The organism is Marinococcus sp. LNHM5E3-2.1, assembly GCF_056034365.1.
Genome location: NZ_JBQLIB010000006.1, coordinates 26,108 through 44,696, shown reverse-complemented (window position 1 = coordinate 44,696; position 18,589 = coordinate 26,108). Strand labels below are relative to the sequence as shown.

General features: G+C 46.2%; 16 protein-coding genes. All 16 read left to right on the top strand.

Annotation, left to right across the window (positions count from 1 at the left end; translation table 11 throughout):
- Positions 1–95: 95 nt before the first annotated feature.
- The 16 genes from ACTRXH_RS08735 (at position 96) to ACTRXH_RS08660 (ending at position 18,571) form a co-directional block, all read left to right on the top strand.
- On the top strand, positions 96–527 hold the full coding sequence (locus ACTRXH_RS08735; RefSeq protein ID WP_474278741.1) for a VOC family protein: 432 nt from the start codon (positions 96–98) through the stop codon (positions 525–527).
- A gap of 13 nt (positions 528–540) precedes the next feature.
- Entirely contained in the window at positions 541–1,086 is a 546-nt protein-coding gene (locus tag ACTRXH_RS08730) for a GNAT family N-acetyltransferase (protein ID WP_474281709.1), read from the top strand.
- A 158-nt stretch (positions 1,087–1,244) separates the two neighbouring features.
- Entirely contained in the window at positions 1,245–1,955 is a 711-nt protein-coding gene (locus ACTRXH_RS08725) for a TraR/DksA C4-type zinc finger protein (protein ID WP_474281707.1), read from the top strand.
- A gap of 292 nt (positions 1,956–2,247) precedes the next feature.
- Positions 2,248–3,069, top strand: coding sequence for an MIP/aquaporin family protein (locus ACTRXH_RS08720; protein WP_474281705.1), 822 nt, complete (start codon positions 2,248–2,250; stop codon positions 3,067–3,069).
- Positions 3,070–3,305: 236 nt separating this feature from the next.
- Positions 3,306–4,853, top strand: a complete 1,548-nt coding sequence (locus ACTRXH_RS08715; RefSeq protein WP_474281703.1) for a carboxylesterase/lipase family protein — start codon at positions 3,306–3,308, stop codon at positions 4,851–4,853.
- 99 nt (positions 4,854–4,952) lie between these two features.
- Positions 4,953–7,907, top strand: coding sequence for a CDP-glycerol glycerophosphotransferase family protein (locus tag ACTRXH_RS08710; protein ID WP_474281701.1), 2,955 nt, complete (start codon positions 4,953–4,955; stop codon positions 7,905–7,907).
- Positions 7,908–8,200: 293 nt separating this feature from the next.
- Positions 8,201–8,596, top strand: a complete 396-nt coding sequence (gene tagD / locus ACTRXH_RS08705; RefSeq protein WP_022793663.1) for a glycerol-3-phosphate cytidylyltransferase — start codon at positions 8,201–8,203, stop codon at positions 8,594–8,596.
- A 228-nt stretch (positions 8,597–8,824) separates the two neighbouring features.
- Positions 8,825–10,087, top strand: coding sequence for a CDP-glycerol glycerophosphotransferase family protein (locus tag ACTRXH_RS08700; RefSeq protein WP_474281699.1), 1,263 nt, complete (start codon positions 8,825–8,827; stop codon positions 10,085–10,087).
- 33 nt (positions 10,088–10,120) lie between these two features.
- Entirely contained in the window at positions 10,121–10,930 is an 810-nt protein-coding gene (locus ACTRXH_RS08695) for an ABC transporter permease (protein ID WP_462864959.1), read from the top strand.
- 59 nt (positions 10,931–10,989) lie between these two features.
- A complete protein-coding gene (tagH, locus tag ACTRXH_RS08690) occupies positions 10,990–11,796 on the top strand; it encodes a teichoic acids export ABC transporter ATP-binding subunit TagH (RefSeq protein ID WP_474281697.1) in 807 nt (268 codons plus the stop codon).
- A 93-nt stretch (positions 11,797–11,889) separates the two neighbouring features.
- Positions 11,890–12,477 (top strand): GNAT family N-acetyltransferase, encoded by a 588-nt coding sequence (locus tag ACTRXH_RS08685; RefSeq protein ID WP_474281695.1) that lies wholly within the window; start codon positions 11,890–11,892, stop codon positions 12,475–12,477.
- A gap of 1 nt (position 12,478) precedes the next feature.
- Positions 12,479–12,910, top strand: coding sequence for a UPF0158 family protein (locus ACTRXH_RS08680; protein WP_022793658.1), 432 nt, complete (start codon positions 12,479–12,481; stop codon positions 12,908–12,910).
- 14 nt (positions 12,911–12,924) lie between these two features.
- Positions 12,925–13,860: an alpha/beta hydrolase gene (locus ACTRXH_RS08675; protein ID WP_474263709.1), complete on the top strand. Its 936-nt coding sequence runs from the start codon at positions 12,925–12,927 to the stop codon at positions 13,858–13,860.
- A 170-nt stretch (positions 13,861–14,030) separates the two neighbouring features.
- A complete protein-coding gene (locus ACTRXH_RS08670) occupies positions 14,031–14,540 on the top strand; it encodes an excalibur calcium-binding domain-containing protein (protein ID WP_474281693.1) in 510 nt (169 codons plus the stop codon).
- A gap of 117 nt (positions 14,541–14,657) precedes the next feature.
- Complete coding sequence (locus tag ACTRXH_RS08665; RefSeq protein WP_474263705.1) at positions 14,658–15,593, top strand: NADP-dependent oxidoreductase; 936 nt, start codon at positions 14,658–14,660, stop codon at positions 15,591–15,593.
- 173 nt (positions 15,594–15,766) lie between these two features.
- On the top strand, positions 15,767–18,571 hold the full coding sequence (locus ACTRXH_RS08660; protein ID WP_474281691.1) for a bifunctional diguanylate cyclase/phosphodiesterase: 2,805 nt from the start codon (positions 15,767–15,769) through the stop codon (positions 18,569–18,571).
- Positions 18,572–18,589 lie beyond the last annotated feature (18 nt).

Below are 18,589 nucleotides of genomic sequence, written 5' to 3'. Positions count from 1 at the left end.
GTTCGAGGGAAATGAAAAAGGAAAATGAGGAGCCCCGGCGAAATAACAATTAAAGAAGTTTTGAATGTGGAACCTCAATAAGGGAGGACGAAGCTATGAATAGAATTAACCTTATTACACTTGGTGTCAGGGACATTGCTGTTTCCAGGAAATTTTACCGGGAGGGACTCGGTTTTGAGGCTGCTTCGACTGAAGACGGCCCGGGTATTGTATTTTTTAATAACAAAGGCACTAAACTCGCTCTGTATTCATTAAAGGAACTGGCAAAAGAAACCGGAGAAGAAATGGAGGGAGCGGCCCAGGGTTTTTCGGGGATCACACTTGCGTACAATGCGAAGTCTGCCGAAGAAGTGGATAGCGTCATGAAACAGGCAGCCGGTGCCGGGGGCAGGATCGTAAAAGCACCGGAATGGGTTTTTTGGGGAGGCTACAGCGGGTATTTTAAAGATCCGGATGGTCACCTCTGGGAAGCGGCATACGCAGAATTTTGGGAATTCGACGAGCAGGACATGCTGATAATGAAATAAAAGGAGACATTCTATGTTTGCGTATAAAATTAACGAGCGCCTGGAGCTGCTGCTGCTTCAAAAAGAGCACGCAGGGGAACTGTTTGCCCTCATTGATAAAAATCGTGAACACTTAAAAGAATGGATGAACTGGGTGGACAATGTCGAATCGGTTCAGGATACTGCTGAAAACATTGACAGGATGCTCCAGCAGGCGGCAGCCGGAGGCGGTTTTCGCGCAGGTATAAGGGTTGAGGGGAGCCTTGCCGGCGTTATTAACTACCACGAAGTGGACTGGGGAAATAAAAAAACGAGCCTCGGGTACTGGCTTGGGAAGGAATACGAAGGAAAAGGCATCATGACTCAGGCAGTAGAAGCTTTTACGAACTATGCCTTCGATGAAATGGATTTGCACCGGGTGGAAATCCGCTGCGCTGAAGGAAATATAAAAAGCAGGGCGGTGCCGGAGAAGCTGGGATTTCAACTGGAAGGGACATTAAAGGAGTCAGAGCGCCTTGCCGGTGGTTATGTCAATCAGGCAGTCTACGGAATGGTCAAAACAGAAGATGGGAGCAGCTGACATATTTTCTGGGGCCCCGTGTTTATATATCAGTGAACCGTGGGAAAAGAAGCTAAGCAATCACGGTTTATTTTATTATGAACGTTTTTGAAAAAAAGCATTTTCAATATAGAGGATAAATGGGTAAAGAGGTAGTAGACAAAACTGGAGGGATACAAATGATTACGGCAGAACAGGAAAAAACATTAAAAAATCAGCTTTTGGAAATGAAAGAAGAAAATAAAGAAAAAATTGAAGCAGAAGAAACAGGAAATGCTAATAACAATACAGAAACCATCGGTGAACTTTCCGAATACAGCAATCACCCGGGCGACCAGGGTACGGAGCTGCATGAAATGGAAAAAGACGCAGCATTAAATAATCAGGCCCGGGAACAGCTTGAAAACATCGATCATGCCCTTGAGGCAATGGAAAACGGAAATTACGGTAAGTGCGAAGTCTGCGGCAGAGAAATTCCATATGAACGCCTTGAAATTGTGCCGGAAACGACACGCTGTGTAGACCATGCCGGCAGCGATAAGCCTTCCCAGGACCATCCCGTGGAAGAAGACGTGGTTAACCCCGGACCGGAGCAGGAAAAAACGGAAGAAAATGTCGCTTTTGATAAAGAGGATACGTGGGAAGCGGTAAGTGAACACAGTACTTCCCAGACGCCATCCGATGATCCGGAAATGACCGGCTACACAAGTGATCAGGAAGAAGAGGAAGAAGAGGAAGGACGGGTGGAAAAAGTAGAAGACGCCTCCGTCGCTGATATGGAAGGTGAAGATACCGGAAATACAGCCGATCAGAAGGAACAATGGCGGGGAAGCAGAAATTCTGCCGAACAGGCAAATGGCGGAAAAAATAATTCGAAGGATAAAAAATAAATAAGGCGTATTCGGCTGACCGTTAATTGCTCGGTTGGCCGCTTTGTTTATGGAAGAAACCAGCCAGTAAAAAGAGGCTAAATGAAACTCTGTATTCCAAATCAAATTGACAGCGTTTTCTTTTCATGCTACAGTTTTTCCAAGTTAATATATCGGGCTGAGTCGAATGAAAGCCGCACACTAAATGCTCAAGAGGGAGCGGAGTGTGCGGTTTTTTAGTCGTTTTAAGGAAACGAAACGGCTGTCGATACTTATGTCTGCAATTACAAACGCTTACAAGGGAGCTGGAAAAATGTCGATATATTTAGCGGAAATCATTGGCACGATGATACTTATTATTTTTGGCGGCGGTGTGGTCGCAAACGTCAACTTAAACAAATCGAAAGCAGAGGGAGGAGGATGGATTGTTATAGCGCTCGGGTGGGCGTTTGCCGTGGCGATGGGGGTCTACGCCGTCGGGCAGTTTTCCGGTGCGCATTTAAACCCAGCCGTTACTCTCGGCTTCGCTTCTATTGGGGCGTTCGAATGGGCGCAGGTGCCAGGCTATATTGTTTCTCAAATTATAGGAGCAGGGCTCGGCGGAGCTGTTGTATACTGGCACTTTCTTGGGCACTGGAAGGAAACGGAGAATGCTGATGTAAAGCTGGCGGCGTTTTCAACTGATCCGGCGATTCCGAACCGGTTTGCGAACTTTTTGAGTGAGTTTATCGCGACCGCTGTATTTTTACTCGTATTAAACAGTATAGGCGCAAATGAGTTCACGGAAGGTTTGAACCCGCTTATTGTCGGTTTTCTTGTTGGGGCGATCGGGCTGTCGCTCGGCGGTACCACAGGCTACGCCATCAACCCGGCCAGGGACCTGGGACCGCGTATTGCCCACGCCCTGCTGCCTATTGCAGGTAAAAGGGATTCGAACTGGCCGTATGCCTGGATCCCGGTAGCGGCACCGGCGCTCGGCGGCGTTTTTGGCTCTCTTGTATACAGGGCCGGATTTTTAGGGGAAGGCTACGGTGTGCTTGCGTTATTCAGTGTTGTGGTCCTCATCGTCTTGGGCGTTCTTTACGTAATGAATAAACGTGATACAAAAGTTAGCAATCCCGATGTTAAAAACTGATAAATGAAAACTGCAGCCCCCGACTTTGGGGTATTGCAGTTTTTTTTATTATTTGTATAGTAAAAAGAGCAGCTGCAAATACGAATATCATAACGATAAGTAAAAATTTGTAAAAATATGTAGCTGCTTATACGTAACCTGGCCATTGTTCCGTCGACTAATATCACGAAGAATTAAAATATACATATTTTCTTACTAAAAAATAAATATAACGCTTTGTATATATGGAGGATAAAATGAAAAAATCAAAAGGCACTGTCCGGCTGCATGCACCCGGAGGAATATACGAAGGCCGTTTATACAAATGTGTTCAGGAGTATCTCGGAATAAAATACGCAGAGGCGGAGCGGTTTAAAAAGCCGCAGCGTTTGGGCGAATCCACAGAAGTGTACAGTGCTCTGGATTATGGCCCCTCCTGCCCGCAGACTGTGGAAGGCCTCCGAAAGGGTACCGAATCGGAGGACTGCCTGAATGTAAACATCTGGAGACCGGACGAAGAACCGATGCACCACCGGCCGGTGATGGTGTTTATTCACGGCGGCGGCTTTAACAGCGGATCGAACCGGGAGGCGTTATATGACGGGAAATCGTTGGCTTCCCGGGGAGAAGTGGTGGTGGTGAGTATTAATTACCGGCTGGGGATGTTTGGTTTTTTGGATGCAGAGAACATTTGCGGACCGGAACAGGCCTATATGAAAAACCTCGGCCTGCTCGACCAAATGGAAGCACTCCGCTGGGTCCGGGAAAATATTGAAAGCTTTGGCGGAGACCCGAAGAACGTCACCATCTTTGGAGAGTCAGCCGGCAGCATCAGTGTAACGGCCCTGCTAGCTGCTCCTGCTGCCCGTGGGCTTTTTCAGAAGGTCATCGCCCAGAGCGGAGTGATTACCGGACTTGCGCGTTCGGTGGAGGATGCGGTGAACATTTCGGATCAGCTTATTTACAAGCTCGGCCTGCATTCCATGAATGACATCTGCACGATCCCGGCAGAAAGCCTTGTAAAAACTACGGTGTCGTTCGTGAACAAAAACTTCACCTCCAACGGACCGTATAATGGCTCCAGAATATTTGCCCCCACACCAGATGGAGAAATTATTCCATTTGATGTAGAACGGGCAATTCAGGAAAATGCAGGAAAGGTGCAGCTCCTTCACGGCTCCACTGCCAATGAGATGCATTTTTTCAAGCTGCTGATTCCAGAGCTGCGCCAGAAAAAATCAGTGGATACGTATGTATTATTTTATCTTCGGAAATACGAACATATGTCGGAAGAGACAACGATGGCTGTTTATCATGACTATAAGAAAAGATATCCTAAATGGAGCCGCTCGCAGATTTTTATGCAAATGTTTACAGACCGGGCGTTTCGTTTATATCACACAGAACTCAGCGAGCTTTATTCCCGGGCAGGAGGGAAAGTGTATCAATACCGATTCAATATGGAAGCACGCTGGCTGAAAGCCTGCCATGGACTCGAGCTCGGGTATTTGTTTAATACGGTTAAAACAGCGTTTTCTCTCCGGAACCGGATGCTTTTGGGCATAAATGAAAGCCCGGGGCTCACCCGCAGGATGCAGGACGCCTGGGTTCGGTTCGCCAGGGAAGGAGATCCCGGGCATGAAGATATACCGGAATGGAAGCAGTATACAAAGGACCGGCCGGAAACGATGATTATCGGGAAAAAATGGATCCCAAGGCGCCATGATCATGCGGAGGATGATTTTGCCTGGAGAGCCCGTCTGACCGAAACGTACACGCGCCCATTCGCGTATAGAAGCTACTAATACGCATATGCTATACTAATATGAAACGTAATGCGGACCCTTCAGAGCGTCCGCATTTTACATAGTGAAAAGAGTTTGACAACAGAGGAGAGCGTCGAGATGAAGGCACCAGCAATAAAAACGCATTACCGGACACCGGTGCAGCAGCTGAAGAAAAGAGAGTCCCCGTGGAAGGAAAAACAGTACAGCTGCCGGACGAAGGAATGGCTTGGAGACGACCATGGTATAACAATCCGCATTGAAATTGGAGATGACCGGCTGCCAAAGCGAATTGAAGAGGAATATTCTTTTATCGAATGGGCAGGAGGAGCGGAATGGGAAAACCGGATCAGGGTGCCGCTCCGTTTTTTTGCGTCTGACACGAGAAACGGACGAAGCTTTTCAACGTTTGAAGGCTATGTGCCCTACGTACTGCTTGAAAAACTGGCGGCTGATATTCCTTTTAAAGCGGTCGGCTATGCGGTGCTTTCGAACCGGCGGGAAGGAATTCGTTATCGTTTGAAAACTGGAAGGAGCGGGACGACCTGGCTGCAGAAGGGGACAATTAGTGTAAACGAAAAAGGATGTTTATTCAGACCGGTAATCAATAAATTTAACAACCTGGAACTAAAAGTTACTAGGCCGTCGGGAAAAAAAGTGAAGCTCTTCCCTGCATATTTGATGGATGTAGAAGCATTAGATCAAGGATGGGTATTGCTCGGCACAGCTTCAAAGCATCTGCTTGAAGCAAACGGCTGGCCGTCAAAGCTTCAACTGATTCTGAAAAAGCGCGGAGAACCGAAAAAATATTATTATCCTGTGGAATGGAAGAATGATAAATGGTGGTCGTCGACTGTAAAGCTTGAGGCTTCAAGTCATTTTACAGGAGTATGGGATTTTTATATCGCAGATGCCAGTGAGAAGCCGTTATGGCGGCATCGTCTTCATATGCCGGCCAAGGATATGGTGAAAGCATCCAAGTGGTATGCTCCTCATTATGAAAAAGGGGCGGTCAGCTTCCGGCTGTACCGCACCCAGAATTATTCGGCTTCGGTTATGATTCAGACAGAAAACGTCAAACTGTATACGGTCCGGGCAAGCTATGAACAGGGAACTATTCATTTCCGGGGCACGATTTACTGGAACCGCTACACTCCGGACGCCTGGAAGCTCGTATGGAAAAACAGAGACACTAATGAAGAAGCATCTGTGCCGGTGCATGTGTATAAGCTGCATTCCAAACAGGCGCAATACGTTTTTCACGGAGAAGTAACGGATTTATTTAAAAATGAAGCCGGGAGAGGAAAGCATCCCTACCGGCTCGGGCGGTCGGATCTTTATCTGCGTGTTACCAGAAACGAAGAGGAGATTGATTACCGGCTGCGTTCCAACAGCGGCAACCTCGTGAAAAATACAAAGCTTGAATGGTACCACCAGGACAAAATTTACCGCCACCAGTTTTACCGGACGACAAGTAAACGTGTAGCCTTCTCCATAGATGAAATCGACATTGCCAAGGATATTACATCAATGAAGGTGAAAAACGGGAAATTTATTATTGAAGGGCAGGCCCGTTTTACAACACTGACACGCAACCTTCGGCCCAGGCAGCGGGTTACTGTAGTGATAAAAAACCGGGAAACGGAAGACGAGCATCACTTTGCCATCAAAAACCAGTACCTGAAAGATAACTGGGTGCAATTTGAAGCAGAAGCGGCCTTCGAGGATTTCCGCTCGCTTCACGGTGATAGGGCTGTGCTGGATATGCATATCCGTCTGCATGCCGGAGAATTCATGCACGAACGAAAGCTTGGGAAAAAGGATTTTATCTATTATAAAGATGAAATCCTGCATTCCTGGGTGCTTGAAGAGGGGGATCAGGCGGTTTCCTGGTATGTAACCTATACGCCGCGCGGGAATGTGAAAATAGAGACGACAACGTATCCACGTAAGCATTTCCTGAAGCTCCGGGAAGAAAATGCCAGAATGCAGAGGGCTGGGAAAAAGCCTGCAGTGTGGGTTGTCGGGGAACGTCCGGATACGGCGCAGGATACAGGGTATCATTTTTTCAAGTACTGCCGGACCGTACACCCGGAAATGGACGTGTACTATGCGATTGAGAAAGACTCCATGGACCGTGAAGCTGTCGAAAAGCTTGGGAACGTTCTGATTATCGGAAGCGATGAGCACGTGGACATTTGTCTGCGGGCGACAGCCTTTTTCGGTTCGCATGACATTGAATATTTTCTTCCGTTTAAAGGCTCGTTAATGGAATCCTACCGGAACGGCCTGCGGGTCTTTCTGCAGCACGGCGTGCTTGGGCGAAAGCGTGTGGAATATAACCGGGAATACTATAAATATCCGTTTCATTTGTTTTGCGTCAGCTCGAAAAGTGAAAAGAAAATGGTTATGAAAAAGATGCACTATGATGAAGAGACCGTTCAGGTGACGGGACTTTCACGGTTTGATAATCTCCTGGAGGGCCCGGCGGCGGAGCGGAAAATTATTTTTATCCCGACCTGGCGGGAGTGGCTGCATTCCAAGGAAACCTTTTTGGAATCGGAATATTACCGCCGGTACAAAAGCTTTCTGGAAAATCCGAGGCTGCACCGGTTTTTAGAGAAAAATGACGTGGTGTTGCAGTTTTATCCGCACTACCGGATGCAGCAGTACACAGACGCTTTCGATAAAATTAACAGTGATAAAATCGAAGTAGTCAAACTGGGTAAAAAAACGGTCCAGCAGCTGTTAAAGGAAAGTATGCTGATGATCACAGACTACTCAAGCGTCTCATTTGATTTTACGTATATGCAGAAGCCGGTTATCTATTATCATTTCGATACGAAACGGTTTTTCCAGGGAGGCAGTCTCCGGCCGCTTGAAGAGACTTTTCTAGGGGATGTTGTGCATTCGGAGGAAGAACTGCTGAAAAGCCTGCGGCGTCATTTGAAGCGCGGCTGGATCGAAAAGAAAGCAGTAAGCGAGAACAGGGAAATGATTTTCAGTCATTCAGATAAGCAGAATGCTGCGCGCATTTTCCAGGCTGCAGCAGAGCTTGAAGAAGAAAACAGATGACGGGGCAGAACCATTCTGCTCCGTTTTTTGTGGCGTGCAGCAGCCCATAAACTATATTAAAATATCTTTAAATATGTGAAAAGATGTGAAGGTTGTCACGGTTGTCACATAGTTTTATAGAAAGTTCATCCCACTTCCCACGATTAGACGACATATTTGACAGGGTATATGTGTTACAATTAACGCGTCAAGTTGATAAATGTAAATTTTTAATGAAGAATTTGTTGAGAAAATTATTTGTGTAGAAGAATAAAATACAGAGTAAAATTAACGGAATATAGGGGGGCATTACTATGAAAAAAGTATTGACTTACGGCACGTTCGACTTGCTGCATTGGGGGCACATTAATCTTCTTCGCAGAGCTAAAGAGCTTGGAGATTATTTGGTGGTAGCAATATCGACAGACGAATTCAATGACTTGAAATCCAAAAAAGCATATTACACGTATGAGCAGCGTAAGCTGATTTTGGAAGCGGTTCGCTATGTAGATGAAGTCATCCCGGAAGAAAACTGGGAGCAGAAAATCGACGACGTACTCGATCACGATATTACGACCTTTGTGATGGGTGATGACTGGCACGGAAAATTCGATTTCCTCCGCCCATACTGTGAAGTAGTTTATCTGCCGCGCACTGCTGACATCTCGACGACGAAAATCAAAAAAGAATTACTGCTCGTAAATTATTAATCTTCACTCAAAGAGGCTTCGCCTGCCTAAGCGGAGAACCTGAGCAGCCGGGGAGGGAGAGATGTTCTCTCCCTTTTTTTGTTGCCATCAAAATTAACAATGATTTACAAAAACTTAAACCTGTTTTGTAAGTTTGTCGTTTTTGTTAAGCTCTTTTTTGATAGAATGGAACAAGATGCGCTGCAAAGCATCCAAAATACGAACTTTTAAAAAAATTGAGGGACGATAATGGCAAAAAAGAAATGGACGAAAAAATACAAAAAGAAATTTAAACGCTCATGGAAAAATGTGAAAAAACGGGTAACGAAACGATGGAAAAAAATTAAAAGGCTGCGTAACGGCAAAAACTTCTACAAAGCGGTCCTATCGGTGCTCGGGAAGCTTCCAAAAAATGAAAACATTATTGTTTTTGAAAGCTTTTTCGGCAAACAGTACAGCTGTAACCCGCGTGCGATTTATGAACAAATGCAGCAGGATTACCCCAAGCTGAGGTTTTACTGGAGCATTGACCACCGGTATAAGGAGCTTTTTGATGAACGGGGCCTGAAGACAATCAAACGCTTCTCTTTCCGCTGGTTTATTGTTTTAATGCGCGCCAGGTACTGGGTATTTAACAGCCGGCTGCCAAAATGGATTCCGAAGCCGGACAAAACGGTGTACATTCAAACGTGGCACGGCACACCTCTCAAAAAACTCGCCAAAGATATGAATGAAGTGACGATGCCGGGCACGACGACGGAAAAATACAAAAGGAATTTCCTGTATGAAGCCGGGCGCTGGGACTATCTTGTAGCCCCGAATCCTTATTCCGCCCAGATTTTCCGGAGGGCGTTTGAATTCAGACATAATCTGCTTGAAACTGGTTATCCCAGAAACGACTACCTTCATCATTATTCACATTCAGACGTCGAGCAGGTCAAAGAAAATCTTGGTATTCCGGAAGACAAAAAGGTTATCCTTTATGCTCCAACGTGGCGGGACAATGAATACTATTTTATTGGGAAATACAAATTTACCCTTTCGATGGATCTGGATGAAATGCGCAGGCAACTCGGAGATGAATACGTACTGCTTCTGCGTCTGCACTACCTGGTGTCTGATCATCTGGATGTTACCGGGTACGAGGATTTTGCGATTGATGCTTCTGCGTATGAGGACATCCGGGATCTTTACGTGGTCAGCGATGTGCTGATTACAGATTATTCTTCTGTGATGTTTGATTATGGCATTTTAAAGCGCCCGATGATATTTTATACGTATGACATCGACAGCTACCGGGATAAGCTGCGCGGGTTCTATTTTGACTTTGAGCAGGAAGCCCCGGGGCCGCTTGTGATGAACACTGAAGAAATCATCGAAGAAGTGAAAAACAGCGACACGATTCGGGAACGTTACCATAAAGAGGTTGCCGATTTCGAAGAACAGTTCAATCAGTGGGAAGACGGCTATGCGGCCAAGCGTGTGGTGGAAAAAGTGTTCAACGCAAATTAATTAGTTGGGCAGAGGATAAAAGAGGGAAACAATATGAATGCAGTACGAACCGTAGCGAAAGAATTATGGACGAGCATTCCGCTGATCAACCGGCTGGCGGTATATGAAACAAAAATTAAAAACAAAAGCAATTACCTTGGCTCCTTCTGGGAAATCATCAGTCCGCTTCTGTTTATTGCCATTTATTGGTTTGCTTTTGGTTATGGGATCCGCCAGCGGAGCGACGTAGATGGCATTTCTTTTCTGACCTGGATGCTTGCGGGCATTATCCTGTGGTTTTTTATCCAGCCCGGGGTAACCAACGGGTCAAAAGCTATTTTTTCAAAGATAAAAATGATTTCCAAAATGAATTTTCCGACGAGCATTATTCCAGCCTACGTGGTGATCTCAAGGCTCTTTCCACATTTGGCGCTGCTTGCGATTACGATTGTTTACATGCAGTTTGCCGGACATCCGATCAGCGTGTATTATCTTCAAATTCCGTATTTTCTGCTGGCAGCTATTCTGCTTGTGCTCAGCGTGGTCATGATCACCTCTACGCTTACGGTAATTGTCCGGGATTTTCAAGTATTTATTCAATCTTCCATCCGGGTGTTTTTGTATTTAACTCCGATACTGTGGCCGATGGACAACCGGCTGCCTGACTGGCTGATTCCTGTAATGAAAATCAATCCGATGTACTACCTGGTGGAAGGGTACCGGGCAAGCTTTTTTTACGGGGAATGGTACTTCATTACAAATGCCAGCTACACCCTTTATTTCTGGGCGTTGGTTTTTGTGCTTTTCAGTATTGGAGCTGTATTGCATGTGCGCTTCCGCCGGCACTTTGTGGATTTTCTGTAAACCGGCAGTGCGGATAGTTTTATAAATCACACAATGAGGATAGAGACGGGGGAGAACAAATGAAAAAATCCGTCGTAGTCAAAAATGTTTCAAAAAAATATAAGCTGTATGATACGCATGCTGAACGGCTGAAGGATCTGCTTCTGCCAAAAAGCTACGGGGAAGAGTTTTACGCTCTGCACAATGTTTCGTTTAAAGCAGACAAAGGGGATATCATTGGACTCGTAGGAGTCAATGGTTCCGGGAAATCAACTCTTTCCAATATTATTTCCGGCACCATTCCGCCAACGAAGGGCTCGGTAAAGACGAATGGGGAAGCTGCGATGATCTCTGTTTCCACGGGGCTGAACGGAAAGCTCTCCGGACGGGAAAATATCGAGCTGAAATGCTTGATGCTCGGGTTTTCCAAACGGAAAATCCGGGAAATGGAGCCGGATATTATCGAGTTTTCCGAGCTTGAGCAGTTCATTGACCAGCCGGTAAAGTCGTATTCGAGCGGTATGAAGTCAAGGCTTGGCTTTGCCATATCGATCACTGTAAATCCGGATATTTTTATTGTAGATGAAGCTTTATCTGTAGGGGACAAAGCCTTTGCGCAAAAATGTCTGGATAAAATGCACGAATTTAAGCAGCGGGGGAAAACGATGTTTTTTGTCAGCCATTCGCTGACGCAGATGAAAGAATTCTGCAACAAAATACTATGGCTTGAATTTGGAGAAGTGAAAGCTGAAGGAGAAGCCTCCGAAATTTTAAAACAATATGAAGCTTTCCTTAAAGAATACAATGCTTTTACCCCGAAAGAGAAAAAAGCATTCCGGAACCGGGGCTTTGAAAAGCAGAGTGCTGTCCGGGCATTAACACAGTAAGCAGCATCCCGGGAGGTGCTGCTTTTTACTTTTGGCTTAAGGCCTGGAGTGATATGATAAATACATCCGATTAAAGGAAATGGAGCTAATACATTGCGGTTAACAGGAGAGCAGTTTGATTTGGAATTGCTGGAGGAAAAACATGCAGACTCATTGTTTGAAATCGCCTCAGAGCCTTCCAATTGGACATACATGACGAGAAAGATGCATAATAAACACGATATGAAAATGATCGTCGAGGAAGCTTTGAAGCTGTATCAGCAGGGAGATACGGTGCCGTTTGTTGTGAAGCGGAAAAAAGACGGCGCCATTGTGGGATCGACCAGGCTTTACGACATTTCCCCGCAGCGGAAAACAGCAGAGATTGGATCTACGTATTACAGTGAAAGGGTCCGTTCCACCGGTGTAAATACGGAGTGCAAATATTTACTTCTCACATATGCGTTTGAAACCCTGGGGGTTGTTCGTGTACAGTTTAAAACAGATGAACAGAACAAAGCTGCCAGGAAAGCAATTCAGAAGCTGGGAGCTTTTGAAGAAGGCATTCTGCGTAATGAGCGCAAGCTCCCGGATGGACGCGTGCGCAATGCGGCTGTTTACAGCATTATAAAAGAGGAATGGCCGGAGGTAAAAGCGAAATTAACGAAAAGAATTGAAATCAAGAAAAAGGGGCACGAATAATATGGCATTGATGGATGATTTAGTAGAAGCATACCTGCAGCAGTTTGATGAGTTTATGTTCGTTTTGGATAAAAAGCTCGGACTGGTATTTGTCGAAACAGTATCAGAGGATACGCCGCTGTCCTGGAGTTCGGAGGAAAGCGCGAATCTTGTAGCTATCCCGACGATTACGAAAGCAGAAAGTACACGGCTGATGCAGGACTTTGCCTCGAAGCAGCCGGATGATAAAGAGGAATCTCTGAAAAAAGCACTGGAACAAGAGGACCGTTTTTTATCTTTCGAAAAACAGGTGGAAGAATTCGGGCTCGAAAATGAATGGGAGCAGTTCGAACGCGACAATGCCAAAAAATATGTGCAGGATTGGCTGCAGCTGCTTCAGCTCGATTACAACGAACTGAATGAAAAGCATGCGATCCATGCAGCAGACGAGTAAGCGGGGCAGATAATATGGCTGTGCACGAAGAACTGCAGGCAATTTTAGAAGAGCAGGAAAGCATGATGCAGATGCATGAGCTGACGCCGGTAGAAGCCCGGGGCCAGTTCAATGACAGCATCGACGTTATTACGTCCCACGTTAACGTCGATGAAGCCGGAGGTATCCGGGATATAATGACTACCGGAGAATACGGGGAAATACCGCTCCGGATTTATTACCCTGATACCGAGATGGACCGCTACCCGACCATTGTTTACTATCACGGCGGCGGATTTGTGATTGGGAATATTGGGACACACGACCACATCTGCCGTGCCATAGCCAAAGAATCGGATTGTGCAGTCGTGAGCGTGGATTACCGGCTTGCGCCTGAGCATCCTTTTCCGGCAGCGCCGGAGGATGCATACAATGCGCTGCTATGGCTGATGGAAAATGCGGAGCCGCACCAGCTGGACGCGGAAAGGACAGCTCTGGCCGGCGACAGCGCGGGTGGCAACCTGGCAGCTGTGACTGCTATACGCGCGCTGGAAGAAAACGGCCCGAAGGTGGCTTCACTGCTTCTTTTTTACCCAAGCGTCAGCGGGGAGCATGATTTTCCTTCGGTGGATATGTTTGCCGGAGGATATGGTCTGCCGCTCCGGGACCTGGAATGGTTTATGGAACAGTATGCTGACGGAGAAGATGAAGAGGATCCATACCTCGCTCCGCTCGTTTTTGAACGACTTGGGGAGCTTCCGCCTACTCATATCGTTACTGCCGAAAACGATGTGCTTCGTGACGAAGGAGAGGCATTCGCCAAAGCTATTGACCAGGCTGGCGGGCAGGTAAGCCTGCGCCGGGCAGAAGGTATGATCCACGGTTTTCTGCACTGGACCAGAGCGTTTCCGGAGGTTGATGAAGAGCTTCTCGCCGCACTGGAGCCAGTGAAGGACGTTCTCGCGGAATAACTGAATAATAAAAAGAAATTCCTCCTGTATAAAAAGTATATAGGGGGATTTTTGTATTATATGTAAATTAAATTTACATATAATACAAAAAAGCATTGTTATTTTATAAATTATTGCCTAAGATAATAGTAGGGGAATAGGTATATGTACTTAAACAAGGAGGAATTTGTGTGTCGAAAAAATGGTTGGTGAGTCTATTCAGCGCAGGAGTAATTTCATTGGGCATCACTGCACCCGTATCAGCAGACGTAGATAAAGATTGTGATGATTTCGAAACGCATGAAGAAGCGCAACGGTATTTTGAGGAGCAGGGCTATACGGCAGAAAATGATCCAGAGCGTCTGGATGGTTATGACGAGGATGGACTAGCATGTGAATCATTACCGGAAGGCGACGATAATACAGCTACCTCCAACGATGACAACACGTCAGAAGATACGACTTCTACTACTGAAGAAGAATCCTCTTCCTCCGACGAAGGCACTACAGAAGAAACGACTACTGAAGAAGAGGCTGCTTCCACAGAAGCTTCTGATGAAAATATGACTGAAGAATCTGCAGAAGAAGGCGGCGAAATGCCGGAAACAGCTACAAATCAGCCAGCCTGGGCTTTAGCGGGAACAGCAGTAGCCGGACTGGGAGCACTTTTACTTGTACGCAGACGGGTATCGTCCCACTAATAAATATTCACATATCCTGTTCCCTGACCGCTGCGCTCTTAGATGCAGCGGTCATTTTATTACGTGTTTCATTTAAAGGAGTAAAAGGTATGAGGAATGTAGGAGAGGAGGCTCATAATGAAAGCAATTGTCATTGAACAATACGGAAGTGCTGATCAACTTGTGGAAAAAGAAATGGAAACGCAAACACCCGGGGACAGACAGGTGCTCGTGGATGTGTATGCCACCTCCATCAACCCAATTGACTGGAAGCTGCGGGAAGGATACATGAAAGATGATATCCCTTTCGAATTTCCTATCATTTTAGGGTGGGACGTAGCAGGTGTCGTCCGCACAGCAGGGAAAGATGTCACTGCCTTCGGACCAGGCGACAGAGTGTTTGCGCGGCCAAAATTAACGGAACGCGGTACTTATGCAGAACAGACATTAGTGGATGAAGATCTATTAGTAGCCATTCCTGAGCCTATGTCCTATGAAGAGGCAGCCGGGATTCCGCTTGCCGGAATGACCGCCCAGCAGTGTCTGCTCGAATTTGGAGAAATCAAAGAAGGCAGTAAAGTGCTTATTCAGGGCGGTTCCGGCGGTGTCGGCCATTTTGCGATACAGGTGGCTAAAGACATGGGAGCCTATGTAGCAGCCACAGCAAGCGGCAAAAACCAGGAGTTTTTAAAGCAGATGGGTGCGGATGTGACGATCAATTATGAAGAAGAAAATGTAGTGGATATACTTTCGGACTACGATATGGTATTAGATACAGTGGGAGAAAGTGTCCATGAGGAAAGCTTCCGCGTGCTCCGCACCGGGGGCAGATTTGCCTCGGTTGCTGCCCCGCCTTCCCAGGAAAAAGCTGAAGAAGCCGGTATTACTGCCGGGTTTGTATGGCTGCAGGAAGAAGGCGCAAAGCTCCGGCGCTTAACATCGCTGTATAATAAAGGTGCTTTGCGTGTGGAAATTAACAGTAAGCATAAATTTTCAGAAAAAGGTCTGCGGGCAGCACATAGAGAGAGCGAAGAAGGGCGTGCCCGTGGTAAAATAGTTATTAAGGTCCGCTAGAGATTTAATGAGGCGCTTCTGTATCCTGCGGGAAACAGGGTGTCCTCTACATAACAGGGGGATAGCAGAGAAAAAATAGGACTTTAATAAAGAAAAAAATTTTCCTGCTATTGAAATATTAGTTCATAATATAGATAAGAGCTTAGGAATCATCGACAGACAGGGGCGATTCGATGTCAAACGGACAACACAATCGTTATACGCGTCTTGCTAGGATTACACGACTGATCAATGCCAATTTAGACATTAAAACACTTCTTGAACACGTCGTAACAGCTATATCAGAAGAGATTATCCAATGCGATGCGGTTGGTATTTATCTCCCGGAAGACAGGGAGCGTTACAGAGGCTACGTCAGCAAGCCGGAAGTGCTGAGTGGGATGACTATAGACCAGCACGTCGTTGATCCACAGGTGGATCATCTGGCCCGTGAGGTGATTGAGTCACGGCAGTCCATTTATATTGCTGATACGTCTAAAGACGACAGGCCCGATGCCAGAACAATTGATTTCTTTCAGATCCGATCGGTGCTTACAGTTCCAATTTCCCACGGGGACGAATTATTCGGACTCGTATATTTGTTTGACTACGGGGTACCGATGAATTTAACAGAATCTGAAATTGAAACAGTGGAAGCCTATGTCCACATGGCTGCTGTTGCTATTCGAAACAGCCAGGCGATGCACAACATTGAGGAGCTTTTGCATGAAAAGCAGACCCTTATCGAGGTGATGGAGCAGCTTGCCCATTCACAGACGTCCGATTCGGCGATTGATGTCTGCTTTAGTCATATCGGCGACGAACTAAACAATCATAATGTGAGTCTTCATATTATTGATCCTGTTTCCAAAGAAACAGTCATGCCTTCAAAGCTCAGCCGCAAAAGCGATTTTGAACAGAGTGAGTGGTTAAGCATTCATGAGCGGATGCAGATGGACCAGACAAACGACAAGCTGTTTCAGCAGGTCGTTCAAACAAAGCAGCCGTTGTTTGTTGAGGATGTTGCACGAGAAAACAGAATATTTCAGGAAATTTGTGATGTGTTTAATATTAAGAGTATTTTCATGGTGCCGATGATTTCTGTTGGCCGCGTTCTCGGCGTAATTGTAGTCGCCCATCTCGGCGAACAGCCGGCCGGGTATACAAAAGCTCAGCAGCGCCGGGTGGAATCCATCGTTAATGCTACTGCGCCTGTACTGATCCATTTATACAATCTTGAAAGCCAGGAAAGCATCATTGCGCGCAGGACCGAAGAAATACAAAGCAAAAACGAAGAGCTCCAGCGGCTGATTTTGGAGATGCGCAAAATCAATACGGAAAAAGAGCTGATCATGAATACGGTGGATGAAGGTATTATCGGCTTTTCGCTGGAAGGCACCGTTATGTTTTCCAATGAAGCAGCTGAACATATGCTTGAAACGGACACCCAGCTATTTCACAGCATCCAGTCCTACGATGAAATTCTTGAGCATATAGAAAATGAGGAAGGCGCTCTTTCCGATATTTTTGCCTCTTACCTGGCGTCTGATTCCATGCAGCCAGTGAGCGGGGAAGCGTATATGAGCCATCCTGAAAAAGGACTCGTAACGCTTGAATATACTCTCTCGAGCCAGATTGAAGAAGGTATAGTAGTGGGGTATGTATTAACAGTCAGAGACGTTACAGTCCGGAAAGAAATGGAGCAGCGTATTGAATACTACGCTTACTATGATGGAACGACCGGCCTTCCGAACCGGATGCTTGTCCATGACCGTCTGAGTCAGACACTCCGGGAAGCCAAAGAGCATGATCAGGAAATGGCTGTATTATTTCTCGACCTGGACCGTTTTAAACAAATCAATGACCGCTTCGGCCATGCCGGAGGAGACGAATTACTAACGGAAGTTGCTTACCGCCTGCAGGAAATGGTGAGCGGTGCAGCGACAGTGGCCCGCCAGGGAGGAGATGAATTTATTTTAATCCTTCCGCGGCTTGATAATATGGCGCAGGCTACAACGACCGCAGAACAGATTCTGCGCGTATTCCGCAACCCGTTTTATCTTGAAGGGGAAGAAGTGTATGTAAAACCAAGTATCGGTATCAGCTTCTTCCCGCTGGACGGTCACCTGGCAGACGACTTGATCCAGAATGCCAACTCGGCTATGCATAAAGCGAAAGAAATGAACGGCAATACGTACCGGGCGTTTTCGTCCGAGCAGATGGGGCCGGACATGAAAAAAATCCGGCTTGAAAATGATTTATACCGGGCGCTCGAAAACAATGAACTTGAACTGTTTTACCAGCCGCAGGTGAGTTTGAGTAAAAACCTGGTTACCGGAGTGGAAGCACTTGTACGTTGGAACCACCCGCTCCACGGAAAAATATCTCCTTCAGAATTTATTCCTATGGCTGAACATACCGGTTTAATCACGTCGATCGGTGAATGGATTTTGGAAGAGGCCTGCTCTCAGGCGAAAAGCTGGCAGGAGCAGGGGCTCTGCAGTCTGCGTGTAGCGGTAAACATTTCCGCGCAGCAGTTTCAAAGGGAATGCCTGGTGGATAACGTAAAAGAGGTACTAGCCAGAACGGGACTTGCACCCGAATTTTTAGAAATTGAGATTACGGAAAACACACTGCTGTTGAATACTGAAGAGACGGTCACAACCATGAAAAGGCTGAAAAACATTGGTGTCCGTATTTCAATAGATGATTTTGGCACGGGCTACTGTTCGCTGCAGTATCTCAGGGAATTTCCGATTGATACGCTGAAAATTGATAAAGTATTCATTGATGATATTGAAACAGAAAACAGCTCCGCCCCTATTACAACTACAATTATTGCTCTTGCTCACAGTCTGAACCTTCACGTGATCGCCGAAGGGGTGGAAACGCTTGAACAACAGAAGTTTTTGCAGGCAAATAAATGTGATTTAGTTCAAGGTTTCCTGTATAGTAAACCAATACAGGCAAGTAAAATTCCTGAATTTTGTAATAAATAGTAAAAATTAGTGGGGGGA